Below are 23,052 nucleotides of genomic sequence, written 5' to 3'. Positions count from 1 at the left end.
GACGCGATGAGGCGTTGTCTAACGATCGGGCTCGCGCTGACCGCGCTCTGCGGTACATCGACACTCGCCTTGGCGAGGCCGCCGACCGTCATGAATTCTCCCGGCTATGACAGGCGATTGCAGGAGAGCCGCAAGGAGTTGGGCAGCTCGCCGGCGGTCACGGAGCCGGCGAGTACACCGGTGGTCAAACCGAAGCGCAGCAAGAAGAAGCATCCGAACTGAGGGTGTAGCGTAGGGTGGGCAAAGCGAAGCGCGCCCACCATTCTTCCTCTTGCCGAAGTGGTGGGCACAGCGCGCCAAACGCGCGCCTTTGCCCACCCTACATTCAGCGCGAGTGGCTACCCCTTCTTCGCCGGCTTGCTCGGCGTCGGGTTGAACAGCTTCTTCAGATCGTTCAAGCCTTCCGATAGCCGCGGCCATTCGCAGGAGAACGAACCCTTGGCGCAGGGGGCGCCCTTTGCTCGCGGGTTGACGACCTGTTGCACCTTCGGTCGCTCCACCGGCACGGGCACGCGCTCGACCTCGGTGCGCAGCGCGACCTGCTGAAGTTGCTGCGCCTGTCGTTCCTGCTGCTCGCGTTGCTGACGCATGGCGGCCTGGGCCGCTTCATTGCTGCGGCGCTGGCTGGCGAGATAGGCGGTGTAGGATTCGTCGATCTTCTTCTGCTCGTCCGGCGTCGGATTGGGACCTGCGATGTCGAAGGTGCGGTCCTGCAGGAAGTCGTAATAGGAGTAGCCGCCGCCGGCCTTGCGCCGGCCGGCGAACTTCGCATTGCAATCGGCCAGCGCGGAGGTCTTCTCGGTCTTGGTCGCGGCCTTCTCGGCGGCGTCGGCGCATTCCTCGAAATCGACCGGTGCGCGTTTCCACCATTGTGCCTGGGCATGCGACGGCGTCAGCAGAAAAATCCTGCTGCGGCAACGAGAAGCGCCGCGCGACGCGATGCAGACACGACCGACATTCTACGAGAGCATTCCTTGCAAGACTCAACCCGAACTGAGTCGAGTCGGATTTTTGCCCCTTTATCGCCGGCTTGTCACCCGTGGAACCCGGGAATTTCATGGCTGCAATGCTGACATTTTTTGCTTGACGTGGCGCAGCAGTCACAGCCGTGCGGCTCCTGTTGCGTCTAGAATTTTATCGATTTGAATGCGAAGGGGGATGTCCGTCATGAGAGCGCTGGCCGGTTTCGCCGCAATCGTGTGGGCGCTCTTTTCGAGCCATGCGTTCGCAGCCGACGAAGATGCGCCGAACCGCAAGCCGGTGAAGGCCATCGGCGATGCGCGGCTTGCGGTCGGCGGCCGGGGAATGCTGCCGCTCTACCTCTCTCGCGACTGGTCCATGCCGCTGCCGGCGATCTCGCGCGCGATCATCGTGCTGCACGGACGCCTGCGCAATGCCGACGAATATTACATATCGGCCAACAACGCCCAGGCCGCAGCGGGCGACGACGGCAAGAGCGCGCTGATGATCGTGCCGCAGTTTCTGGCCGAGGTCGATATCGAAGCGCACAGGCTGCCGGAGGACACGCTGCGCTGGTCGCTCGATGGATGGGAGGGCGGCGACGCTGCACTTGCACCGAACCCGGTGTCGTCCTTCGAGGCGCTCGATTCGATCCTGGCAAAGCTCTCCGACCGGCGCATCTTTCCGAACCTGAAGCAGGTGGTGGTGGCCGGTCATTCCGGCGGCGGTCAGGTCGTGCAGCGCTACGCCATCGCCGGCAAGGGCGAGGCAAAGCTGTCGCGCCAGCACATCGACATCCGCTATGTCGTCGCCAATCCCTCGTCCTATGCCTATTTCAGCGCGGACCGGCCCGTGCCCAGGATCGCCGCATCCTGTCCCGGCTACAACAACTGGAAATACGGCATGGGCGAGCGGCCGCCCTATCTCGCCGACGCGACACCGGCCGCGGCTCGAGCAGCGCTATGTCGAGCGCGAGGTGATCTACCTGCTCGGTACGCTCGACACCAATCCCAAGCACGCCGCACTGGACAAGAGCTGCATGGCGGAGGCGCAGGGCCCGACCCGCTATGCCCGCGGCCACGCCTATGCGGACGCGATGGCCAGGCGCGACCACGGCACGCCCAATCACCGGGTCTGGGACATCGCCGGCGTCGGCCACGACGGCGACAAGATGCTGACTTCGAAATGCGGGCTCGCGGCGCTGTTCGATATTCCGGGCTGCGGGGCGGAGCGGTGATGCATTGAAGGCAGATAGCTTGAAGGGTTTGCTCCGGCTGTTACACTTCGCACCGTGAGCGCCTCATCCTGAGGCGGCGCCAAGAAGACGAAGTGGAAACGCCTGATGCTGCTGCCCCTGTCCGATGTGCCGCGCTGGTACGCCGAGCGCAAACCGCAAGGCACGATCGCCGTCCAACATGGGCAGGATACGCTGACATGGGATGAGCTCGAGCGCGGGGCCAACCGGCGTGCGCGGGCGTTTGCCGCCAAGGGCGTCAAGCCCGGCGATTTCGTCGCGATCGGCCTGCCGAACGGCAATGCGTTCTTCGAGACGTCTTTTGCGGTGTGGAAGTGCGGGGCAACGCCGACCTCGCTGTCGTGGCGGCTGCCGCGCGGCGAGGCCGCAGCGGTGCTCGAGATCCTGAAGCCGGCGCTGGTGGTCGGCGGCGAGGCCGACTGGAACGCGCCGAATCGCTTGCCTGCGGATTTCGTGCCGGAAGGGTTTTCGGATGAGCCGCTGACGCCGCCGGTGGCGCGCTACTGGAAGGCCATGACCTCGGGCGGCTCGACCGGGCGGCCAAAGGTGATCCTCGATCATCATCCGGCAGTGACCGATACGGTCACGGCGCCGCCGCTCAATATTCCGTTCGGCGCCTCGCTGCTAAATCCCGGTCCGCTCTATCACAATGCCCCGTTCATCGTGTCGCACTACGCGCTGTTCACCGGCGGCAAGCTGACCGGCCTCGTCAAGTTCGACGCCGAGGAAACGCTGCGCCAGATCGCGCGTGAGCGCGTGCAATGGGTCAATTTCGTGCCGACCATGATGCACCGGATCTGGGCATTGCCGGAGAACGTGCGCAACTCCTACGACGTGTCGAGCCTTCAGACCGTGTTCCACATGGCCGCGCCGATGCCGCCCTGGCTGAAGGAGAACTGGATCGACTGGCTCGGGCCGGAACGGGTGTGGGAGCTCTATGGCGGCACGGAGCGGCAGGGCGCCTGCATCATATCCGGCACGGAGTGGCTGACGCACAGGGGCTCGGTCGGCAAGATCGGCGAGATGGCCAAACTGCGCATCGTCGGCGAGGACGGCAACGACGTCGCGCCGGGCGAAACCGGCGAGATCTATTTCCTCAACAATGACGGCAAGGACGCCACCTATCATTATCTCGGCGCCGAGCCGAAGCGTCGTGCCGACGGCTGGGAATCGCTCGGCGATATCGGCCGGCTGGATGCGGAGGGCTATCTCTATCTCGGCGACCGCCTCGCCGATATGGTGCTGCGCGGCGGCGCCAACATCTATCCGGCTGAGGTCGAGGCTGCGGTCTCCGAGTGCCCCGGCGTACGCTCCTGCGTGGTGGTGGGATTGCCCGATCCGGAGCTGGGCCAGCGTGTGCACGCCATCATCGAACCGGAGCCCAATGCGGACGGACAGGCCATCGCCGACGGCATGGCGCACTTTCTCAAGGACCGGCTCAGCCGCTACAAGCACCCGGAGAGTTTCGAGATCGTCAGCGCCCCGCCGCGCGACGATTCCGGAAAAGTTCGCCGCACCCTGTTGCGCGACGAGCGCGCAGCATGGATGAAGGAAGGGCGTGCCTTCCGGATTCTACCAGCGAAGGCGCAGGCGCACGCTGAATAAGAAAACTCACGAAAGGACTCCTTGCCATGACGATCACGATCGCTGCGAACAGCGTGCCGAAACCGCCGGCCGACATCATCGAGGGCTTTCGCGGCGCGCCGACCTCGGTCATTTCAGACAATCTCGCCCGGCTGCCGGGCGCGATCGGGCTGAAGCCCTATCATCGCGGGGCTAAGCTGGTGGGGACGGCATTTACCGTGCGCACCCGTCCCGGCGACAATCTCGCCATCCACAAGGCGCTCGAACTGGTCGGTCCCGGCGACGTGATCGTGGTCGACGGCGGCGGCGACGAGACCCGGGCGCTGGTCGGCGAGATCATGAAGACCATCGCGCAGTGGCGCAAAGCCGAAGGCTATGTAATCGACGGCGCGATCCGCGATGTCGCGGCGTTCACGGCTGACGACTTCCCCTGCTACGCCCGCGCGGTGATCCATCGCGGCCCCTACAAGAACGGCCCCGGCGAGATCAACGTACCCGTGTCGATCGGCGGCAGCGTGATCTCGCCCGGCGACATCGTGGTCGGCGACGAGGACGGCGTGGTGTCGTTTCCTGCGGCTGGTGCCGCGGCGCTGCTCGAAGCAGTCCGCGCCCAAGTCGCGCGCGAGGAGGAGACCATGAAGGCGATCCGCGAGGGCCGCTACCAGGGCTCCTACGGCAAATCCTGATCAACGCGAGGCGTAAGTCAGAGCAATGGCTGGGGCGCTCGTAAGTCGACGTCGGCCATTGCTGCTTTCAGAAGTGATTTCACAACCTTTGTTTCGGTCGAAGTTCTCTCATGCTTTTTGACGCTGAGGTTGCTTTAAATGAAGAGGAAGTGCGCGTTCGTCCTGCTTGGCGTTCTCTGTCTGGCAGCCTTTGGAAGCAACGAAGTTGGTTCGTGGGAGATGCACGGGGCCATCGACAAGCATCGCGCGCCGCCGATAGTCGCGGTTGCTTCGACCGATACCGACCGTCGAATGACAGAAGAGGCGTACGCCAAGGCAAACGGTCTCTCCTTGGACGCGGTCAGAAGCCGCTTTGCCGCCAGTGGCGTCTTGCGATGCCCTGGTGGAGATAGCAGCGCCCAAGTGACCGGAGCGCGCGACGTGATCACGACGGCGGCTCACGCGTTTCGGGATGTTTGCGAACTCCGTAGGTCGCCCGACAAGTGTATGTTCGAGTATTATCGTGGATCAGAAAGGCGGACCATTCCTTTGTCGGAGACCCTATGGATGGGCACCTGCTCCGACAGTGCCCCGAGAGCGGTTGTCAGCGATTGGGCCGTCGCCAGGCTCAAGTTTCCCGCGGAGGTGACGCCTTACGAGATCTACGAACGGATGGAGGTTCTGGTCGAATCGGAGCGCGTTCTCGCAGTCGTTGGTTACGATATCCTGGCCACGGGAAAGACGGACAGATATGGGCCGTTCAACAAAACGATGCAGGAATGCCAGGTGCGCGACGTCAGGGACTGGTCGATCTTCGAAACGAACTGCGAATTTGAAGTTGGGGCGTCCGGTAGCGCCCTGTTTCGTCAGCGGGACAGTCGAATGACTCTTTTCGGCGTCCTCGGTGGAGATTATCACGACAAAGGATATTGCCCACAAGGCGGCTGCGAGTTCAAAAGCCGGAAATGGTCCAGCGTGTATGTTACACTGAAGGGTGAGTTCAAAGATCGGCTTCTGGCTGCCGTGAGCCAGTCTGCAGCAAAATAAAACGATGCAAGGGGAGAATGGCGTGAGCCAGAAGGACGAGTTTCACAATATCGATAATCCCGACGATGGCCTGTTTCGCGAGCTCGCGGCGGGAGTGACGACGCGCATCTTCTCCGGCGAGCAGGCGATGCTGTCGGTGGTGACGCTGGGCCCGCATGCGCAGGGCACGCTGCACCATCATCCCGAGGAGCAATGGGGCGTGCTGCTCGACGGCTCCGCGATCCGCGTCCAGGGCGACGAGGAGATCCCGGTGAAGAAGGGTGATTTCTGGCGAACGCCCGGCAACGTGCCGCACACCATGCGCGCCGGCCCTGATGGCGCCCGCGTGCTGGACGTCTTCAGTCCGCCGCGGCCGGAATACAAGAAAGCCGGGTCAGGTTTCGGAACGACCTGAAGCCTGATTATATCCAGGCGCCAAAGAGCAAAAAGCCGGGCGCAAACAAAGGGACGGAAATCATGACGATCACACGACGGGCGCTGCTGGCAGCGCCCGCACTTCTCGCGCTCACACCTGCTGCAGCGCAGGCCGGCAAGATCACCTTGGTCGTGCCGTTCCCGCCGGGCGGCTCGACCGATGCGATGGCGCGGCTGTTGCAGGCCAATCTGCAGACAAAACTCAACCGCATCGTCGTGGTCGAGAACAAGTCTGGAGCGGCCGGTGCGCTCGGCGCGGCGCAGGTCGCCAAGAGCCCGGCCGACGGCTCGACATTCCTGGTCACCTTCGATTCCCACGCGGTGATCCCGGCCATCCTCGACAAGCCGCCGGTCGACGTCGAAAAGGAGCTCATGCCGGTGCTGCTGGTGGGCACCGCGCCTTACGTGATCGCGGCCGGTGCCGGCCGCCCCTACAAGAGCTTCGCCGACGTGGTCGCGGCCTGCAAGGCGACGCCCGGTGCGGTGAAATACGCCTCCGTCGGGATCGGCACGCTCGGCCACCTCGCCATGACCGTGCTCGGCAGCAAGGCCGGCGTCGAGATCATGCATGTGCCCTATCGCGGCGGCGGTCCCGCCATGAACGATGTGCTCGGCGGCCATGTCGATCTCATCGCGGGATCGGCGGCGCTGGTCGCCGCCCAGCTCGGCACCAACATGCTGCGTCCGATCCTGCAGCTCGGCCGCGAACGGCTGCCGGGCCTGCCGGATACGCCGACCGCGATCGAGGCCGGCTTTCCGGACTTCGAGACGCTGGCCTGGTGGGGCATCTTCGCGCCCACGGGGACGCCGCCCGACATCGTCTCCGCGCTGGCAACCGCGTCGAAGGCAATCCTGAGCGAGCCCGCGACCGCCGCCCAGCTCAAGGAGACCCAGCAGATGACGCTGCTGCTCCAGGACGGTCCCGCCTTCAAGACCTTCTTCGACAAGCAGGTCGCCATTTGGGGCAAAGTGGTGAAGGACAACAATATCAAGGCGTGAGGTCGCCGGCAGGCCTTCCGCATTGACCAAAGCGAGGGCTTCCGATCCCGCCCTCGCTTTGATATGTACAGCTCCAGGCAACCCGCTTCTTGGCGGGTTCCGCGGTCCCGTAGCTCAGCCGGATAGAGCGGCGGTTTCCTAAACCGTAGGTCGCATGTTCGAGTCATGCCGGGATCGCCATAACTGTCTCCCCTCCCACCGCTTAAGCCGATATCGGCGCAAGGCGCTTGCGATAGTCGGTAGGTGTCACGCCGATGCGGCGGACGAAGGCGCAGCGCTATGGAGCAGCGTCGGCCAAAACAATGGTTGCGCTTTTCCGTCCGTCCGGCGCAAAAATTGCTGGAAGCGTGGGCTTCCTTCCTTTTGGCCGACTGACGGTCAGCCATCTCAGCGCGACATCCGGAGATAACAATGCCTTTCGACTTGATCCTGCGCGGCGGCCGTGTGGTCGATCCGTCCCAGAAGCTGGATGCCGTGACCGATGTTGCCTTCGCCGGCGGCAAGGTCGCTGCGATCGGCACGGGGCTCAAGGCCGATCCGGGTACCGACGTGCGCGACGTTTCGCGGTTCATCGTGACGCCGGGGCTGATCGATCTCCACACCCATGTCTATTGGGGCGGCACCTCGCTCGGCATCGATGCCGAGGAATTCTGCCGCCTGTCCGGCGTCACCACGGCGGTCGACACCGGCAGCGCCGGTCCCGGCAACTTTGCGGGCTTCCGCAAGCACGTGATCGAGCCGAGCCAGGTCCGCATCCTCGCTTACCTGCACGTCTCGCATGCCGGCATCTTCGGCTTCTCGCACCGGATCATGGTCGGCGAGAGCGAGGAGTTGCGGCTGATGAATCCGATCGAGGCGGCAAAGGTGGCCGACGCCAATCGCGATCTCATCGTCGGCATCAAGGTGCGCGTGGGCCTGCACTCGTCGGGCACCTCAGGGGCCGTGCCGCTCGATATCGCGCTCGAGGTCGCGAACGAGGTCGGCATGCCCCTGATGGCGCATATCGACCATCCGCCGCCGAGCTATGAAGAAGTGCTGGCGCGCCTGCGGCCCGGCGACGTGCTGACCCATGCATTCCGCCCCTTCCCCAACACGCCCGCGACCGCGCAGGGCACGGTGAAGAAGGCGGTGCTGGACGCGCGCGAGCGCGGCGTGCTGTTCGACATCGGCCACGGCAAGGGCTCGTTCGCGTTCAAGACCGCGCGCGCGATGCTCGCCAACGGCTTCCATCCGGACACGATCTCCTCCGACATCCATCAGCTCTGCATCGACGGCCCGGCCTTCGACCAGGTCACGACACTGTCGAAATTCCTGTGCATGGGCATGGAGCTGTCGGACGTGATCGCAACCTCGACGGTGAACGCCGCGATGGCGTTGCGCCGCCCCGAGCTCGGCAGCCTCAAGCCCGGCAGCGTCGGCGACGCCACGCTTGTTACGGTCAGGCAGGGCCAGTTCGACTATGTCGACGTCGTCGGCGAGCATCTCACCGGCGACCGCAAGATCGTCTCGGAGGGCGTCGTCATTGGCGGGCGCTGGTGGCATCCGAATTGATCGGCGCTCAAGGTTCGTGAGCGCGCCACGGGGCGCTCAGTCGCGTCCCGCCTCCATGATGGCCTTGGCAAGGCGCGCCGGATCGGAGAAGCACAGCTCGTGGCTTCCCGGCACCTGCACCAGCCGGAACAGGCCGAGCTTCTCCGATAGCCGCGGATGCCAGCCGTAGCTGTGCGGCATCGCCGTGTCTTCGGTGCAGTTGATGTAGGATTTTGCCAGCGGCATTTCGGCCGGATTGGCCTTGAGCGCGATCTTGTCGGTGAAGGTCGCCAGAGGATGCGGATTGAGCACGTCGTAGGCGCGCTGCGCCGTCTCGATGTCGGCATCGTTGATGAAGGCCTCGCGCCAGACCGGGAATGGCAACACCACCGAGCCGTCGCCGCGCTCGGCCGCGATCGCGTCGAACAGACCGATATAGTGGGGCGGCACCATGTCGTTGAGGCATTCGCCGTTGTTGGGCACGAAGGCGTTCCAGTAGACCAGCCGGCGGATGCGCTCGGGCGCGAGGTCGGCAACGCCGGTGATGATCATGCCGCCATAGGAGTGGCCGAGCAGAATGACATCCGTGAGATCGTTATCGGCGAGGTCATCGGCGATCGACTGGATTGCTTCCTTCAGCCCCGTCGTCTTGGCGTCACCAGGGCGGTTGCCCTTGATCGTCGGCAGGTAGACTTGGTGGCCGGCGGCGCGAATGGGAGCCGCGACAGGCTCGAGCTCGGCACCGGTGTGCCAGGCGCCGTGTACGAGAACGTAGGTCGACATGTTGTGGCTCCTCCGCCGGATGTGGTTAGATCGGAATGAATTGGGTCTTTTGCGGCGCCCGCAAGGCGCAGGGGACAACTCTTCTTGTACGAAGTGTGAACCGGGCGGCCATTTTCCGCTTGGCTGGGAGTGAACCGGATTGGTCTCGGAGTGAACCGATGCAGGGAATCGAGCGCGCCGCCCCGTCACGTCAATCGGCCTGGAATACTGCGGGCCTCCGGCCGAACGAGCAATTCGCCTATTATCGCGAAGCGATCTGCCAGGCTTTCATGAACCTGACGCCGGAGCCGATGGCGGCCGCCGGCTTCCTTGCCAGTGTCGAAAACATCCGCCTGGGCGCTGCCGCGCTCAATCGCGTCCGCTTTCCCGCGCATGTGGTGCGTCGCTCCGCGGCCGACATCGCCGCATCCGACCGCAGTTGCTTCTATCTCAACTTGAAACTCGCCGGCCGCTGCCGCATCCAGCAGGACGGCCGCGAGATAAGCCTGTCATCCGGGCAAGTCGGAATCTTCGACAGCGACCGGCAGTTCGCCCTCCTGCACGACCATGGTCCGCAATTGCGGGTCGCCTCGTTCTGAGTTCCGGCGGAAGTCCTCCGCGAAAGCCTTCCGGCTTCGTTCGAGGTTAGCGCTTCCCGCGTCTCCGACGATCCCTTCGTCGGTCATCTCATCGTGGAGACGGCGCGCACGCTCAGCGAGGGCGCGCTGCGCATGACCGAGGACGAAGGCGCGAGGCTGTTCCGGGCGCTGATCGAACTGGTTGCCGTCAGCCTGTCGCGGCGCAGCCGATCGGGTACTGCCGAGGCTGCGAGCCTTGCCGATGTCACGACGCTCGCGTTGAAACGGGCCATTCACCGCAAGCTTCGCGAACCCGGTCTTGCCGTTGCCGACGTCGCCGACGCGATCGGCATCAGCGAGCGCTACGTCCACAAGCTGCTGGCGCGATCGGGCGTCAGCTTCACAGATTACGTCATCGATCGTCGGCTCGATGGCGCGGCCGGGGATCTCAAGGATTCCGCCATGGCTGATCGCGCGATCGGGGCCATTGCGTTCGACTGGGGCTTTTCCGACCTCTCGCATTTCACGCGGCGCTTCAAGCAGCGTTTCGGCTGCCGGCCGCGTGATTGGCGCGCGCGTTGAACGGGCTACAGCGCCTGCTTCATAAGGATCTGGCGATCAGCAGCTTCATGATCTCGTTGGTGCCGCCATAGATCTTCTGGATGCGGGAATCGATGAAGATGCGGGAGATCGGGTATTCCTGCATGTAGCCGTAGCCGCCGAACAGCTGGAGGCATTCGTCGGCGGTCTGGACCTGCTTGTCCGAGCACCAGTATTTCGCCATCGACGCGGTGACGGTGTCGAGATCCCCGGCGATCAGGCGCTCGATGCACCAGTCGACGAAGACGCGCGCGATCGTCGCCTCGGTCTTGCGCTCGGCGAGCGTGAAGGCGGTGTTCTGGAAGTCCATCAGCGGCTTTCCGAACGCCTTTCGCTCCTTGGTGTAATCGACGGTGAGCCTGACCGCGCGCTCCATCGCAGCGACGGCGCCGACCGCGAGCGCGAGGCGCTCCTGCGGCAATTGCTGCATCAACTGGACGAAGCCCTTGCCTTCCTCATTGCCGAGCAGGTTTTCCGGCGGAACCGTGACGTTGTCGAAGAACAGCTCCGAAGTGTCGGAGGCGTGCAGGCCGATCTTGTCGAGGTTGCGCCCTCGCTTGTAACCGTCCGCGCCCGCGGTCTCGACGACGATCAGGGAAATACCCTTGGCACCGGCATCGCCGGTGCGGGCGACGACGACGATGAGATCGGCGGCCTGGCCGTTGGTGATGAACGTCTTCTGACCGTTGATGACGTAGGAATTGCCCTGCTTCTTCGCGGTGGTCTTGACGGCCTGGAGATCCGATCCGGTGCCGGGTTCGGTCATGGCGATGGCGCCGACCATCTCGCCGGAGGCCATCTTCGGCAGCCAGCGCTTCTTCTGCTCCTCCGAGCCGTAGTTGAGGATGTAGTGCGCGACGATGGCGCTGTGCACGGAGACGCCGGTCGTCAGCTCCGGCACCGTGCTTTCGAGGTCTTCCAGCACCGCCGCGTCATAGGCGAAGGTCGCGCCCAGGCCGCCATATTCCTCCGGGACGCTGGCCAGCAGGGCGCCCATCTCGCCGAGCCCGCGCCAGGCGAAGCGGTCGACCATCTTCTGCTCGCGCCATTTCTCGGCATGCGGCGCCAGATCCTTGGCAAGATATTTCCGGAACTGGTCGCGGAATGTGTCCAGTTCTTCGGTCATCCAGGACGAACGGTATGCCATGAAACCCCCGCTATTAGACTATCAGGCCGCCACCGGCGACGACCACCTGGCCGCTGATATAATTAGATTCCGGGCTGCAGAACAGATAGACGGCGTCGGCCGCTTCTTCAGGCGTGCCGCCGCGACCGAGCGGGATCATGCGGGACATGGCATCCAGCATCTGCGGCTGGACGCCGACCTTGATGTCGCGCCCGGCGACGTCGATGGTTTTCTGCTGTGCCTCGATCGGCTGGGTCAGGCGGGTGTTGATGAGACCGAAGGCGACGCAATTCACGTTGACCTTGTAGCGGCCCCACTCCTTGCACATGGTTCGGGTCAGCCCGATCAGCGAGGCCTTGGCCGAAGAATAGCTCGCCTGTCCGGCGTTGCCGTAGAGGCCTGCGATGGAGGAGATGTTCACGACCTTGCGGAACACCTCGCGGCCCTCCTCGGCTTCCTTTCTGGCGAAGACGCGGATCGGCTCGGCAGCAGCGCGCAGGATGCGGAATGGAGCGACGAGATGGACGTCGAGCATGGCCTGGAACTGCTCGTCCGTCATCTTCTGGATTGTGGAGTCCCAAGTGTAGCCGGCATTGTTGACGATGATGTCGAGCCCGCCGAACTTGTCCAGCGCAGCCCCGACGAAGCGGTCGGCGAAGCCCGATTGCGAGACGCTGCCGTTCACGGCGACGCCGTCGCCACCGAGCGCCTTGATCTCCGCCACCACGGCGTTGCCGGGCTCGGCATCGAGATCGTTGACGACGACCTTGGCGCCTTCGCGCGCCAGCTTGAGTGCGATCGCGCGCCCGATGCCGCGGCCCGAGCCGGTGACGAGCGCGACCTTTCCCTGCAGTTTTGCCATTTGCATGTGTCCTCTTGCTGTTACAGCGCGACGATGGCGCTGCCTTCGAGCTTGACCTCGCCGCGATCGTCCCTGGTGATGAGCGCGAGCCTTGCGCGTCGCTCGCCGTCTACGGCGAAGAGCTCGGTCGCGGTGCCTTCACATGTCAGCTTGGCGCCAAGCTGGGTGATGGCGACGAACCGGGTCGAAAAACTGCGGAGCTTCGACGGTGGCACCACATCCGTGAGCGCCTGCCCGAGACAGGCCATCACCAGCATGCCGTGCGCGAACACATCCGGAAATCCGGCTGCCCGGGCAAAGTCGATATCGACGTGAATCGGATTATGGTCGCCCGATGCACCGCAGTAGAGCGCGAGCGTGTGGCGGGTGATCGGTGGAAAGACCTTGTGGACGAGACGGTCGCCGACCTTGATGTCTCCGGATGCCGTCATGAAGCCACCTTGTTGCGGACGACGATGGTGCGCGCGGTATCGGCGACATGCACGCCCTCCTGATTGGTCACCTCGCATCGGATGCCGATCAGCGTCATCGCGCCGCCCTTCTTCTCCATCACGCTGGTCACGCTCGGCCGGAACGTCAGGGTGTCGCCGACCAGAACCGGCGCGTGATAAACGAAGCTCTGCTCGCCATGCAGCACGCGGGCGAGGTCGATACCGAGCGTGGTGAACATGTCGAAGGGGTCGTCGACGTCCATCATCTCCAGGCAGAACAAGTAGGTCGGCGGCACCGGCATGCCGGTGAAACCCGCAGTCCGCGCCGCGTCTACGTTGCGGTAGACCGGGTTCCCTTCATCCAGCGTATTAAGGAAGTAGCGAAGGCGACCCGGCTCCACGCGCGCGGTGACGGGCGTGAAGCAGCGCCCTACGGCTGACTGATCGACCATGGATGTCAGTGCCGCTTGTAGAGCGTAACGACGCAGGCGCCGCCGAGGCCCAGATTGTGCTGGAGCGCGACTTTTGCACCTTCGACCTGCGTCGGACCTGCCGTGCCGCGCAACTGCCGCGTCAGCTCGTAACATTGCGCAAGTCCTGTAGCGCCGAGCGGATGCCCCTTCGACAGCAATCCGCCGGACGGATTTGTCACGATCCGGCCGCCATAGGTGTTGTCGCCGTCATTGATGAACTTGCCGGCCTCGCCCTCGCCGCAGAGGCCGAGCGCCTCGTAGGTGATGAGCTCGTTGTGGGCGAAGCAGTCGTGCAGCTCGACGACATCGAGATCGTCGGGCCCGACGCCGGCGCTCTCATAAACCCGGCTTGCCGCCTCCTTTGCCATGTCGTAGCCCACCAGCTGCATCATGTCGCCGGCCTGGAAGGTTGACGGCGTGTCGGTGGTCATGGCCTGCGCGGCGATGCGCACCTCTTTGCCGATGCCATGCTTGTCCGCAAACCGTTCGGACACCAGCACGGCGGCGGCGCCGCCGCAGGTCGGCGGGCACGCCATCAGGCGCGTCATCACGCCCGGCCAGATCACCTGGTCGTTCATCACGTCGTCCGCCGTGAGTTCCTTGCGGAAGAGTGCGAGCGGATTGTTCCGGGCGTGGCGGCTCGCCTTGGCGCGCACCTTGGCGAAGGCGTCCAGTGGGGTGCCGTATTTCTTCATGTGGCTGAGGCCGGCGCCGCCGAAATAGCGCAGCGCCAGCGGAATACCGGGGGCATCGATCAGCTGGTCCGCAGCCGCGTCAAATTCCTCAAATGCGCTCGGACGATCGGTATAGACGCTGCCGAGTGCGCCAGGCTTCATCTGCTCGAAGCCGACCGCCAGCACGCAATCCAGCATGCCGCTCGCGATCATCTGCCGCGCCATGAATAGCGCGGTCGAGCCGGTCGAGCAGTTGTTGTTGACGTTGACGATGGGGATGCCGGTCATCCCGACATGGTAGAGCGCCCGCTGCCCGCAGGTGGAATCGCCGTAGACATATCCGACATAGGCCTGCTGAACCGTCTCGTAGCCGAGGCCTGCGTCGGCGAGTGCGAGCCTGGTCGCTTCCGTCCCCATCTCGTGATAGGGCGCGCTGGCGCCCGGCTTGGTGAAGGGGATCATGCCGACCCCTGCGACGATGACGTCAGACATCGCTTCCTCCCAATAAATTACCCATTGGACTTTTTATTACCCGAGGGTAACATATCGTTCGATGCCCACCAAAGTCAACCGATCGAGCATGGCTTCAGCGCCGTCCATTCCGTCGCCCTCGGCGACGCCTTCCCCTGGCTGCCGTTCGAGAGCAGGCGCCGCGCACGCGACGAGAAGCGCGAGGCGGTGCTGCGCGCCGCCGTGCAGCTTTTCCTGGAGCAGGGCTATCATCGCGTCACCCTGAACGAGGTCGCTGATCGGCTGAACATCACCAAGCCCGCGCTGTACAATTACTTCCGGGGCAAGGACGAAATCCTGTTCGAGTGCTGGTCGATGGGCGCCGAGCTCGTCGACAGCGTGATCACGGAGATTGCCGCCGGCGGTGGTTCGGGCCTCGCCAAGCTGCGCAAGCTGGTGCACGCCTATGCCGGGCTGATGGCAACCGATTTCGGCGCGAGCCTGGTGCGATTCGACCTGCGCGATCTGGCCGAGCGGAACGCCGGTGTCGCCCGCGCCGCCAAGAAGCGGATCGACGCCACGTTCCGGCGATACATCGCCGCGGGCATTGCCGACGGTTCGATCAGGCCTTGCGATCCCAAGCTTGCAGCATTCGCGATCGCAGGCTCGCTCAACTGGATCGGCCATTGGTATCGCCGCGACGGCGGGCTGTCGCCGACCGCGATCGCCGACGAGTTCACGGTTCGGCTGACCGAAGGTCTGGCGACCGAGGGCAGGCCGCAGAAGACAAAAAAGACGCCGAGAGCGCCGAAGGGGCGCAACTCAGGACGCAAAACGACAGGGACGAAGCGCACAGGAGGAGGAACGGGATGAACGTCACACATGGGCTGCGGCGCGCGTTGCAGATCAACCCGAACGGGCCCGCCACCGTCTATGGCCAGCGGCGCCGCAGTTGGGGGGAACTTGGCGAACGCGTTGCAAGGCTGGCCGGCGGCCTGCGCAGCCGCGGCATCAAAGACGGTGATCGGGTCGCCGTGCTGTCCTTCAACTCGGATCGCTATCTCGAGCTTTATCTCGCGACGGGTTGGGCAGGCGGGGTGATCGTGCCGCTCAACATTCGCTGGAGCCCCTTGAAAACGAGGATGCGCTACGCGACTGCCGCGCTTCCGTTCTACTGGTCGACAAGGCCTTTGCGCAGGTTGGCGCGCAGCTCGCCGGCGCCATTCCGGGACTGAAGCTGATCTATGCCGACGACGGCGAGGTGCCGGCCGGAATGGAGAGCTATGAGGATCTGGTTGCGGCCAGCGCTCCGGTTGCCGATGCCATGCGAAAGGGCGACGATCTCGCCGGCATCTTCTACACCGGGGGGACCACCGGACGTTCGAAGGGCGTGATGCTCAGTCACCAGAACCTGATGGCCAATGCTCTCAACGCTCTCGGAGAGGGCCTTTTCCCGGCCAGCACGACTTATCTGCATGCGGCACCGATGTTTCATCTCGCCAACGGGGCCGCTATGTATTCGCTGCTGCTCTCCGGCGGCTCGAACGTGATCGTTCAGGGTTTCACTCCCGAGGGCGTGATGGCTGCGATGCAGAACGAGCGCGTCACCGACGTGTTGCTGGTGCCCACAATGATCCAGATGCTGGTCGATCACCCCGCGATTGGAAACTACGACCTGTCGTCGCTCAAGCACATCATCTATGGGGCCTCGCCCATCAGCGAGGCGGTGCTCGACCGTGCCGCGCGCGCATTGCCGCATGTGCGTTTCACCCAAGCCTACGGCATGACCGAATTGTCGCCAATCGCGACGTTGCTGCACGCCGACGAGCATGTCGGGGAGGGGCGCAGAAAGGGCCGTCATCGCGGTGCTGGCCGTGCCACGCTCGGCTGCGAGGTGCGGATCGTCGACGAGAACGACCGGCCTGTGCCGGCAGGGTCCATCGGCGAGATCGTGGTGCGCGGCGATACCGTGATGATGGGCTATTGGGAGCGGCCCGAGGAGACCGCGCGGGCCGTCATTGATGGCTGGATGCACACGGGCGATGGCGGCTACATGGACGAGGACGGGTTCATCTATGTCGTCGATCGCGTGAAGGACATGATCATCTCGGGCGGCGAGAATGTGTACTCGATCGAGGTCGAGAACGCGCTGGCGCAGCACCCGTCGGTGCTGCAATGCGCGGTCATCGGAGTTCCCAATGAACAATGGGGAGAACAGGTCCATGCCGTCGTGGTCAAGCGCAACGGGGTGGAGGTTTCGCCCGGCGAGCTGATCGAGTTCACGAAGACGTTGATTGCCGGCTACAAATGTCCGCGCAGCATCGAGATCACCGAGACGCCGCTGCCGCTGTCGGGCGCCGGCAAGGTGCTGAAGCGCGAGCTGCGCCGGCCGTTCTGGGAAGGTCGGGAACGGCGGGTCAGCTAGAGACCTTCGTTCGCGCGGGCCGCACACATCAGGGTCAAGCGCGAGGTCTGCTGTTTTCAGATCGCGGCCGCGCAGGTAACATCGAGGGAATTCATCGGGAACATCTGGTCTTGGTCGAGACGCGCGAACTCAAGCTCGACATCGAACGCATCGGTACGGTTTCGGCGCTCCTGACGCAGCCGGACCATGCGCGCGCCTGCTACGTGCTGGCGCATGGTGCGGGCGCCGATATGAGGCATTCCTTCATGGAGAAGGTCGCCGAGGGCCTTGCGAGCCGCGGCATCGCGACGCTCCGCTTCAATTTTCCTTACATGGAAAAGAAGCAGGGCCGTCCCGACCAGCCGGCGGTCGCGCACGCCGCTATCCGCGCGGCAGTGCAAGCGGCGGAGCATTTGTGCCCCGGCTTGAAGCTCATTGCGGGCGGAAAGTCCTTCGGCGCGCGCATGACCTCGCAGGCGCAGTCCAAGGCGCCATTGACTGGCGTCAAGGGGCTCGCCTTCCTCGGCTTTCCCCTGCATGCCGCCAAGAAGCCGTCGGCGGAGCGCGCCGAGCATCTCGCCGATGTCGAGATCCCCATGCTGTTCCTGCAAGGCACGCGCGACGGACTTGCCGATCTCGGCATCCTCAAGCCTGTGATCGCGGCGCTCGGCGCCAAGGCGACGCTGCATGAGGTCGAAGGCGGGGATCATTCCTTCGCGGTGCTCAAGAAGTCGGGGCGTACGAACGAGGATGCGCTCACAGAGGTGCTCGACGCGCTCACCGCCTGGGTCGATCGGCTCGGCTGAGTTTCACGCGGAATAAAGCCCCTTGTCGCGCGCCTTCTGGATCGCCAGCGCGGCGATCAAGTCGAGCGTCGGCGTCGACAGGCCGGCGGTGCGGGCGAAGGCGGCGGGCGCCTTCACCAGTACGTCGATCTCCATGGCGCGGCCGAGTTCGTAATCCTGAAGCAGCGACGGCTTGTGGTTGGGGGCGGGGCCGCTGCGCGTCACGCGCTTGACCTCGGGGATGAAATGCTGGGCGATGTCGTTGGCCTCGTTCAGCATGCGCGGAATGACCTCGGCGAAGGCAGGGTCGTCGCGCACCCCGCGCGCCGTCTGGCCGGTCAGCAGGCACAGCACCGAGAGCGACATGTTGATCAGCAGTTTCGACCAGATCGCCTCGCGGATCTCGGCCACCGGCGGCGATTCCAGTCGTGCGTCGTTGAAGACGCCCCGGAGCCTGGTGATACGCTCGCAATTGCGGTCGTCGCATTCGCCGATCAGGAACCGGTTGCGGTCCGGCGTCAGGTTCTGCACCACGCCGGGCGCGACCACCTCGTTGGAGGAGAAGACGACGCCGCCGATGATCCGTTCCTTCGGAATGCAGGCCCGCAGGCGCCCGCCCGGGTCGAGGAAGGAGATGTCGGGCGGGGTCGGGTGTCGCGGCGGCAGGCCGATCCCGTACCACCAGGGAATGCCGTTCTGCGCGAACACGATCGCGGTGTCGTCCTGCAGCAGCGGCTTGATGCTCGACACCAGCCCGGGAAGCGCGGTCGCCTTCAACGTGCTGATCACCACGTCCTGCGGACCGAGCTGGGCCGGATCGCCCGTGGCGTTCACCTTGGCGGTAACCTCGGAATCGCCGACGCGCAGCTTGAGGCCGTTGGCACGGGCCGCCTCCAGATGTGCCCCGCGCATCACGCAACTGACGTCATGGCCGGCGCGCGCCAGCCGAACCGCGATGTGGCTGCCGACGGCGCCCGCGCCGAAAATGCAGATGCGCATGGATATGTCCCGTCCCTGATCCCATAGTGCCGCCCGGCGCCAGCATGACACAAGCTGCCATGCGATGGGCGCGGCCACGCTACGCCACAAAGATATGGATCAGGGCGCGCGGGCTCGGCCATAGTGCGGGTCAAACAAACGTCCGGAGGATCGCCGATGACTGCCAGCCCTGTCCTGTGGAGCCTCGACGCGCGCGGCGTCGCGACCGTCACGTTGAACCGGCCGGAGGTCAACAACGCCTATGATGGCGGGCTGATATCAGGCGTGCTCGCGGCCATGGACGATCTCGGCCGGAAACCAAGTCTCCGGGTCGTCGTGCTCCGGGGCAACGGCAAGCATTTCCAGGCCGGCGCCGACCTCAAATGGATCAACGGCGTGCGGCCGCAATCGCCCGAGGCCAACGAAGGGGCGTCGCGGGCAACCTTCGAGGCGGTGCAGCGCCTCAACACGCTGCCCATCCCGACCGTCGCGCTGGTGCAGGGCGGCTGTTTCGGCGGCGGCACCGGCGTGATCGCGGCCTGCGACGTCGTGATCGCGGCCGACAATGCCCTCTTCTCCATTACCGAGGTACGCTGGGGCCTGACGGCCGCGATCATCATCCCGCAGCTCTGCGATGCCATTGGCGTACGGCAAGTCCGTCGCTATGCGCTCACCGGCGAACGCTTCGGCGCCGAAGACGCGCGCCGCATTGGCCTCGTGCATGACGTCGTGCCGCTCGCCGAACTGGAGGCCGCCGGAGCCAAGGTGGTCGAGCAATTGCTCGCCAACGGACCCGAGGCGATGGCAGAGACCAAGCGGCTCGCGCTGGAGAGCTCGTTCGGCGGAATGGCGGTGGACGATGCCGCCTACAGCCGGCTCGTGCACCTGCATTCGGTCAAGCGCCAGAGCGCGGAGGCGGCGGAGGGCTTGGCGTCGTTCGCGGAGAAGCGGGCGGGGAACTGGGACGGCGCGAAAAGCTGAACACGCGACCGGTAGCCTGGATGAGCGAAGCGACATCCGGGAATGCCGCGAGCGCTGCCGCATGTCGCTACTCATGCGGGCTACAGCGACGACGCGAGCGACGTCTTCAGCAGCTTGAGCAGCGCCTGCACCGCGGCCGCATTGCGTCGCCGCTCCGGGATCGCGGCTTTCACCCACAATTCCGGAATCGGAAAGTCGCGCAGCACCGGCTTGAGCGTGCCGTCGCGCAACGCGTCCGCGACGAGATAATGCGACATCAGCGCGATGCCGTTGCCGGCGATGGCGCTGCGCGCCAGCACGTGGCCCTCGTTGGACGAGAGCAGCGGACTGACCTGGATACTGATGCGGCCGCGTGGGCCGTCGAAGATCCATTCCGGTCCCGTCGGCAGAAAGCTGAGGCAGCGATGCTCGACGAGGTCGCGCGGATGCTTTGGAGCGCCGTGCTTCTTCAGATAGGCGGGGAGGCGCAAAGCAGCCGCTTCAGCGCGCACAGCGGCTCGTCGACCACGCCGCCGAAGGAATGCGGAAAGGCGCCGATGGCGATGTCAAAGCCCTCGGCGACGGGATCGACCGGGCGGTCGATCAGCACGATCTCGAGCTTGAGCCGCGGGTTCTGGGTCTGGAACGCACTGAAGGCATCCGCAAGCCGCGCCACCGTCAGCGAGGTCGGCGCCTTGATGCGGAGGTGATCGACGAGGTCGTGGCCTTTCTCGCCCATGCGCGAGAGCAGGTCGGCCGCATCGGTGACGACGCCGCGCGCGCGATGAACATAGCGCTGGCCAGCGTCGGTCAGCCGCAATTGCCGGGTCGAGCGATGAAACAGCGGCGTGCCGATCCGCGCTTCCAGTTGCGTCACGCGTTTGGCCACCACCGAGGTCGAGACGCCAAGTTTTCGTGCGGCGGCGGAGAACCCGGCCGCATCCGCGGTGGCGAGGAAGGCCTGGAGGTTGACGAGGATATCCATCACGACCTTTCACGATTCGAGAAAGCTGATCGCGTATTTTGGAGGATTGTAGCCCGGCTCGCGTTAATTCATAGTCCGGTTCAAGCAAGAGAATTTGGGAGCAGGATGCGCCATGCGGGGCACGACGATCGAAGAACCGGCACGCCGGATTCCGCTCTATGGCGAATATGAAGTCGTCGTGCTCGGCGGCGGGCCGGCCGGCATCATCGCTGCGGCCTCGAGCGCGCGCGCCGGGCGCAAGACTCTGCTGATCGAGCGTTACGGCTTTCTCGGCGGCATGGGCACTGCGGCCGGCGTCACGAATTTTTGCGGCCTGCACGGCAATGTCTACGGGCAGGCCCACCGGCTGGTGCAGGGCATGGCGTCCGAACTGCTGGCGCGGATCGACCGCCTCAACGGCCTCAATGCGCCGCACCTGATCCTCGGCAAGGTCTTCGCGCAGGCCTATGACACCGCGGCCTACAAGATCGCGGCCGACGAATTGCTGGCGAGCCAGAAGGTCAACGTCCTCTTTCACGCGCTCGGTGCCGGCGTGGTGATGGGCGACAACAGCCGCATCGTTGCGCTGCTGGTCGAGACCAAGGCCGGCCGGCAGGCGGTGCGATCGGAGATCTTCATCGATTGCTCCGGCGACGGCGATCTCGCCGTCTGGGCCGGTGCGCCGTTCGAGATTGGCGACGAACACGGCCATCCGATGTATCCCTCGATGATGCTGCGCCTCAACGGCATCGATCCCGTGAGGGCCGGGGAGGCCTGGCGGACCATCCCGCAATTGATGGAACAGGCGCTCGCCGCCGGCACCCATAAATTCCCGCGGAAAAGCGCCATCGTGCGGCCGCAAAAATCCGGCATCGAATGGCGGGTGAATTTCACGCAAGTGGCGCGCGAGGATGGCCATGCCATCAACGGCGTCGAGCCCGACGATCTCACCCGCGGCGAGATCGAGGGCCGCAAGCAGGCGCTGGCCGCGTTCGAATTCCTGCGCACCGTGCCGGGCTTTGAAAAATCCTACATCGTCGACCTGCCGCCGCAGCTCGGCATCCGCGAGACCCGCCGCATCAAGGGCGGCTACCAGCTCAGCGGCGAGGACGTGCTCGGCTGCGCCTCGTTCGAGGATTCCATCGGCGTCAACGGCTGGCCGATCGAGGCCCATGTTGCCGGCGACGTCGTGTTCACCTTCCCGCCGATCCCGGAATCGCGCGGCTATAACGAGCTGCCTTATCGGATGCTGGTGCCCGAAGGCGTCGACAATCTGCTGGTCGCCGGCCGCTGCGCCTCGATGACCCATGAGGGCCAGTCGGCGGCGCGGGTGTCCGGTGCCTGTTTCGTGATGGGCGAGGCGGCCGGTTCCGCCGCCGCGCTCGCGCTCGCCGGAAACCGGATCCCACGCGAAATCCCGGTTGAAAAGTTGCAGGAAACGTTGAAACAACAGGGCGCCTTCATCGGGCGGGATCAGCCCGTGCCCGCAGGGCTCTAACGGGCCGACAAGAGAACCACTGGAGGAAACGGGATGATCGGGATTGCGCGGCTCGCACTGGCGGGCCTGGTTGCGATCATGGCGATGGGCAATGCTCGGGCCGAGGATGCGCTGAAGGCCAGGATCGGCGTGCTCCGCCTGTCGTCCTCCGCGCCGGTCTTCATCGCGCAGGACAAGGGCTATTTCCGCGAGGCCGGCCTCGACGTCGAGCTGAAGTTTTTCGATGCGGCGCAGCCGATCGCAGTCGCTACGACCTCCGGCGACGTCGATTTCGGGGTCACCGCCTTCACCGCCGGTCTCTACAATCTCGCCGGCAAAGGCGTGCTGAAAGTGATTGGCGGCATGAGCCGCGAGAAGGCCGGCTATCCCCTGATCGGCTATTTCGCCAGCAACAATGCCTACGCGGCTGGGCTGAAGACGCCCAAGGATCTCGCGGGCAAGCGCGTCGCGGTCACGCAGGTCGGCTCATCCTTTCATTATTCGCTCGGCCTGCTCGCCGACAAATACGGCTTCAAGCTCGCCGAGGTGAAGATCATCCCGCTGCAATCGCTGTCGAACGCGGCCGCCGCGCTGAAGGGTGAAACCGTCGATGCGGCGCTGCTCCCCGTCTCGACGGCGCGCAAGCTGATGGACGAAGGCGGCGCGAAATTCTTAGGGTGGGTCGGGGACCAGACGCCCTGGCAATTGGGCGCGGTGTTCGCCGCGCCCAAGACGCTGACCAACAAGGTGCTGGTGACGAAGTTTCTCGGCGCGCTCGCAAGAGCCGACCGCGAATATCACGACGTGATCCTCGCCGCGATGAAGGACGGTGTCGCGCCGATCAACGAGCAGACCAAGCCGCTGCTCGAGATCATCGCGAAGTACACCAGCCTTCCGGTCGAGCAGGTGGTCGGCAATTGTGCCTATATCGATCCCGATGGAAAACTCGACGTGAAGAATGTCGACAACCAGATCAAATGGCTGCAGGAGCAGGGCTTTGCCGACAAGGGATTTGACGCGAATGCGATCATCGCCAGGGACTTTGTGAAGGCGGATTGAGAGCAGAAACCGGTT

Annotated in this window: 19 protein-coding genes, 1 tRNA gene and 5 pseudogenes; 16 read left to right on the top strand and 9 right to left on the bottom strand. The window is 64.7% G+C overall.

Features of this window, described 5'->3' with window-relative positions; all coding sequences use genetic code 11:
- Positions 1-6: 6 nt before the first annotated feature.
- Positions 7-222: a hypothetical protein gene (locus ACQ86E_RS11645; RefSeq protein ID WP_431205509.1), complete on the top strand. Its 216-nt coding sequence runs from the start codon at positions 7-9 to the stop codon at positions 220-222.
- A gap of 116 nt (positions 223-338) precedes the next feature.
- Here ACQ86E_RS11645 and ACQ86E_RS11640 read toward each other — a convergent pair.
- Positions 339-958 (bottom strand): annotated as a pseudogene (locus ACQ86E_RS11640) (hypothetical protein).
- A gap of 209 nt (positions 959-1,167) precedes the next feature.
- On the opposite strand from ACQ86E_RS11640, the pseudogene ACQ86E_RS11635 reads away from it, so the two are divergent.
- The 8 genes and pseudogenes from ACQ86E_RS11635 (at position 1,168) to ACQ86E_RS11600 (ending at position 8,475) form a co-directional block, all read left to right on the top strand.
- Positions 1,168-2,197, top strand: a pseudogene (locus ACQ86E_RS11635) (alpha/beta hydrolase).
- Between the two features lie 105 nt (positions 2,198-2,302).
- The gene (locus ACQ86E_RS11630; RefSeq protein ID WP_431205508.1) at positions 2,303-3,820 is read left to right on the top strand and encodes an AMP-binding protein; all 1,518 of its coding nucleotides are present in this window, start codon (positions 2,303-2,305) and stop codon (positions 3,818-3,820) included.
- A 26-nt stretch (positions 3,821-3,846) separates the two neighbouring features.
- A complete protein-coding gene (locus tag ACQ86E_RS11625; RefSeq protein ID WP_431205507.1) occupies positions 3,847-4,485 on the top strand; it encodes an RraA family protein in 639 nt (212 codons plus the stop codon).
- Positions 4,486-4,623: 138 nt separating this feature from the next.
- Positions 4,624-5,511, top strand: a complete 888-nt coding sequence (locus tag ACQ86E_RS11620; protein WP_431205506.1) for a hypothetical protein — start codon at positions 4,624-4,626, stop codon at positions 5,509-5,511.
- Positions 5,512-5,533: 22 nt separating this feature from the next.
- The gene (locus ACQ86E_RS11615) at positions 5,534-5,905 is read left to right on the top strand and encodes a dimethylsulfonioproprionate lyase family protein (protein WP_431205505.1); all 372 of its coding nucleotides are present in this window, start codon (positions 5,534-5,536) and stop codon (positions 5,903-5,905) included.
- A 62-nt stretch (positions 5,906-5,967) separates the two neighbouring features.
- Entirely contained in the window at positions 5,968-6,924 is a 957-nt protein-coding gene (locus tag ACQ86E_RS11610; RefSeq protein WP_431205504.1) for a tripartite tricarboxylate transporter substrate-binding protein, read from the top strand.
- Between the two features lie 103 nt (positions 6,925-7,027).
- Positions 7,028-7,104: transfer RNA gene (locus ACQ86E_RS11605), tRNA-Arg, on the top strand.
- A gap of 231 nt (positions 7,105-7,335) precedes the next feature.
- Positions 7,336-8,475, top strand: coding sequence for an amidohydrolase/deacetylase family metallohydrolase (locus tag ACQ86E_RS11600; protein ID WP_431205503.1), 1,140 nt, complete (start codon positions 7,336-7,338; stop codon positions 8,473-8,475).
- 36 nt (positions 8,476-8,511) lie between these two features.
- Here ACQ86E_RS11600 and ACQ86E_RS11595 read toward each other — a convergent pair whose 3' ends face one another.
- Positions 8,512-9,237: an alpha/beta fold hydrolase gene (locus ACQ86E_RS11595; protein WP_431205502.1), complete on the bottom strand. Its 726-nt coding sequence runs from the start codon at positions 9,235-9,237 to the stop codon at positions 8,512-8,514.
- A gap of 158 nt (positions 9,238-9,395) precedes the next feature.
- Here ACQ86E_RS11595 and ACQ86E_RS11590 point away from each other — a divergent pair.
- Positions 9,396-10,376 (top strand): annotated as a pseudogene (locus ACQ86E_RS11590) (helix-turn-helix domain-containing protein).
- A gap of 19 nt (positions 10,377-10,395) precedes the next feature.
- On the opposite strand, the gene ACQ86E_RS11585 reads toward ACQ86E_RS11590, so the two are convergent.
- Genes ACQ86E_RS11585 through ACQ86E_RS11565 form a run of 5 tightly spaced genes read right to left on the bottom strand, consistent with a single transcriptional unit; the run spans position 10,396 to position 14,452 of the window.
- Positions 10,396-11,541: an acyl-CoA dehydrogenase family protein gene (locus tag ACQ86E_RS11585; RefSeq protein ID WP_431205501.1), complete on the bottom strand. Its 1,146-nt coding sequence runs from the start codon at positions 11,539-11,541 to the stop codon at positions 10,396-10,398.
- A 13-nt stretch (positions 11,542-11,554) separates the two neighbouring features.
- A complete protein-coding gene (locus tag ACQ86E_RS11580; protein WP_431205500.1) occupies positions 11,555-12,382 on the bottom strand; it encodes an SDR family NAD(P)-dependent oxidoreductase in 828 nt (275 codons plus the stop codon).
- 20 nt (positions 12,383-12,402) lie between these two features.
- Positions 12,403-12,813: a MaoC family dehydratase gene (locus ACQ86E_RS11575; protein ID WP_431205499.1), complete on the bottom strand. Its 411-nt coding sequence runs from the start codon at positions 12,811-12,813 to the stop codon at positions 12,403-12,405.
- Positions 12,810-13,265 (bottom strand): MaoC family dehydratase N-terminal domain-containing protein, encoded by a 456-nt coding sequence (locus ACQ86E_RS11570; RefSeq protein ID WP_431205498.1) that lies wholly within the window; start codon positions 13,263-13,265, stop codon positions 12,810-12,812. The genes ACQ86E_RS11575 and ACQ86E_RS11570 overlap by 4 nt, the downstream gene beginning before the upstream one ends.
- A 5-nt stretch (positions 13,266-13,270) precedes the next feature.
- Complete coding sequence (locus tag ACQ86E_RS11565) at positions 13,271-14,452, bottom strand: lipid-transfer protein (protein ID WP_431205497.1); 1,182 nt, start codon at positions 14,450-14,452, stop codon at positions 13,271-13,273.
- 24 nt (positions 14,453-14,476) lie between these two features.
- Here ACQ86E_RS11565 and ACQ86E_RS11560 point away from each other — a divergent pair, with 24 nt between their 5' ends.
- The 3 genes and pseudogenes from ACQ86E_RS11560 (at position 14,477) to ACQ86E_RS11550 (ending at position 17,620) form a co-directional block, all read left to right on the top strand.
- Positions 14,477-15,283: a TetR/AcrR family transcriptional regulator gene (locus ACQ86E_RS11560; protein ID WP_431205496.1), complete on the top strand. Its 807-nt coding sequence runs from the start codon at positions 14,477-14,479 to the stop codon at positions 15,281-15,283.
- A pseudogene (locus tag ACQ86E_RS11555) lies at positions 15,280-16,835 on the top strand (acyl-CoA synthetase). The gene ACQ86E_RS11560 and the pseudogene ACQ86E_RS11555 overlap by 4 nt, the downstream one beginning before the upstream one ends.
- Positions 16,836-16,945: 110 nt before the next feature.
- The gene (locus ACQ86E_RS11550) at positions 16,946-17,620 is read left to right on the top strand and encodes an alpha/beta hydrolase family protein (protein ID WP_431205495.1); all 675 of its coding nucleotides are present in this window, start codon (positions 16,946-16,948) and stop codon (positions 17,618-17,620) included.
- A 3-nt stretch (positions 17,621-17,623) separates the two neighbouring features.
- Here ACQ86E_RS11550 and ACQ86E_RS11545 read toward each other — a convergent pair whose 3' ends face one another.
- Positions 17,624-18,598 (bottom strand): ketopantoate reductase family protein, encoded by a 975-nt coding sequence (locus tag ACQ86E_RS11545; RefSeq protein WP_431205494.1) that lies wholly within the window; start codon positions 18,596-18,598, stop codon positions 17,624-17,626.
- Positions 18,599-18,754: 156 nt separating this feature from the next.
- Here ACQ86E_RS11545 and ACQ86E_RS11540 point away from each other — a divergent pair, with 156 nt between their 5' ends.
- Positions 18,755-19,558, top strand: a complete 804-nt coding sequence (locus ACQ86E_RS11540) for an enoyl-CoA hydratase-related protein (protein ID WP_431205493.1) — start codon at positions 18,755-18,757, stop codon at positions 19,556-19,558.
- 80 nt (positions 19,559-19,638) lie between these two features.
- On the opposite strand, the pseudogene ACQ86E_RS11535 reads toward ACQ86E_RS11540, so the two are convergent.
- Positions 19,639-20,522: pseudogene (locus ACQ86E_RS11535) on the bottom strand (LysR family transcriptional regulator).
- 112 nt (positions 20,523-20,634) lie between these two features.
- Here ACQ86E_RS11535 and ACQ86E_RS11530 point away from each other — a divergent pair.
- Both ACQ86E_RS11530 and ACQ86E_RS11525 read left to right on the top strand, forming a co-directional pair.
- Entirely contained in the window at positions 20,635-21,999 is a 1,365-nt protein-coding gene (locus ACQ86E_RS11530) for an FAD-dependent oxidoreductase (RefSeq protein ID WP_431205492.1), read from the top strand.
- A gap of 33 nt (positions 22,000-22,032) precedes the next feature.
- Entirely contained in the window at positions 22,033-23,037 is a 1,005-nt protein-coding gene (locus ACQ86E_RS11525) for an ABC transporter substrate-binding protein (protein WP_431205491.1), read from the top strand.
- Positions 23,038-23,052 lie beyond the last annotated feature (15 nt).

This window comes from Bradyrhizobium betae (assembly GCF_050632175.1).
GTDB classification, from domain to species: domain Bacteria; phylum Pseudomonadota; class Alphaproteobacteria; order Rhizobiales; family Xanthobacteraceae; genus Bradyrhizobium; species Bradyrhizobium betae_B.
Note: the sequence above shows the minus strand (reverse complement) of the source record. Positions and strands in the feature narration are given on the sequence as shown.

Bases quoted from the DNA above. Each gene is read 5' to 3' on its own strand.
- ACQ86E_RS11645 (WP_431205509.1), top strand. From the start codon at position 7: ATGAGGCGTTGTCTAACGATCGGGCTCGCGCTGACCGCGCTCTGCGGT.
- ACQ86E_RS11630 (WP_431205508.1), top strand. From the start codon at position 2,303: ATGCTGCTGCCCCTGTCCGATGTGCCGCGCTGGTACGCCGAGCGCAAA.
- ACQ86E_RS11625 (WP_431205507.1), top strand. From the start codon at position 3,847: ATGACGATCACGATCGCTGCGAACAGCGTGCCGAAACCGCCGGCCGAC.
- ACQ86E_RS11620 (WP_431205506.1), top strand. From the start codon at position 4,624: ATGAAGAGGAAGTGCGCGTTCGTCCTGCTTGGCGTTCTCTGTCTGGCA.
- ACQ86E_RS11610 (WP_431205504.1), top strand. From the start codon at position 5,968: ATGACGATCACACGACGGGCGCTGCTGGCAGCGCCCGCACTTCTCGCG.
- ACQ86E_RS11600 (WP_431205503.1), top strand. From the start codon at position 7,336: ATGCCTTTCGACTTGATCCTGCGCGGCGGCCGTGTGGTCGATCCGTCC.
- ACQ86E_RS11595 (WP_431205502.1), bottom strand. From the start codon at position 9,237: ATGTCGACCTACGTTCTCGTACACGGCGCCTGGCACACCGGTGCCGAG.
- ACQ86E_RS11585 (WP_431205501.1), bottom strand. From the start codon at position 11,541: ATGGCATACCGTTCGTCCTGGATGACCGAAGAACTGGACACATTCCGC.
- ACQ86E_RS11580 (WP_431205500.1), bottom strand. From the start codon at position 12,382: ATGGCAAAACTGCAGGGAAAGGTCGCGCTCGTCACCGGCTCGGGCCGC.
- ACQ86E_RS11575 (WP_431205499.1), bottom strand. From the start codon at position 12,813: ATGACGGCATCCGGAGACATCAAGGTCGGCGACCGTCTCGTCCACAAG.
- ACQ86E_RS11570 (WP_431205498.1), bottom strand. From the start codon at position 13,265: ATGGTCGATCAGTCAGCCGTAGGGCGCTGCTTCACGCCCGTCACCGCG.
- ACQ86E_RS11565 (WP_431205497.1), bottom strand. From the start codon at position 14,452: ATGTCTGACGTCATCGTCGCAGGGGTCGGCATGATCCCCTTCACCAAG.
- ACQ86E_RS11545 (WP_431205494.1), bottom strand. From the start codon at position 18,598: ATGCGCATCTGCATTTTCGGCGCGGGCGCCGTCGGCAGCCACATCGCG.
- ACQ86E_RS11540 (WP_431205493.1), top strand. From the start codon at position 18,755: ATGACTGCCAGCCCTGTCCTGTGGAGCCTCGACGCGCGCGGCGTCGCG.
- ACQ86E_RS11530 (WP_431205492.1), top strand. From the start codon at position 20,635: ATGCGGGGCACGACGATCGAAGAACCGGCACGCCGGATTCCGCTCTAT.
- ACQ86E_RS11525 (WP_431205491.1), top strand. From the start codon at position 22,033: ATGATCGGGATTGCGCGGCTCGCACTGGCGGGCCTGGTTGCGATCATG.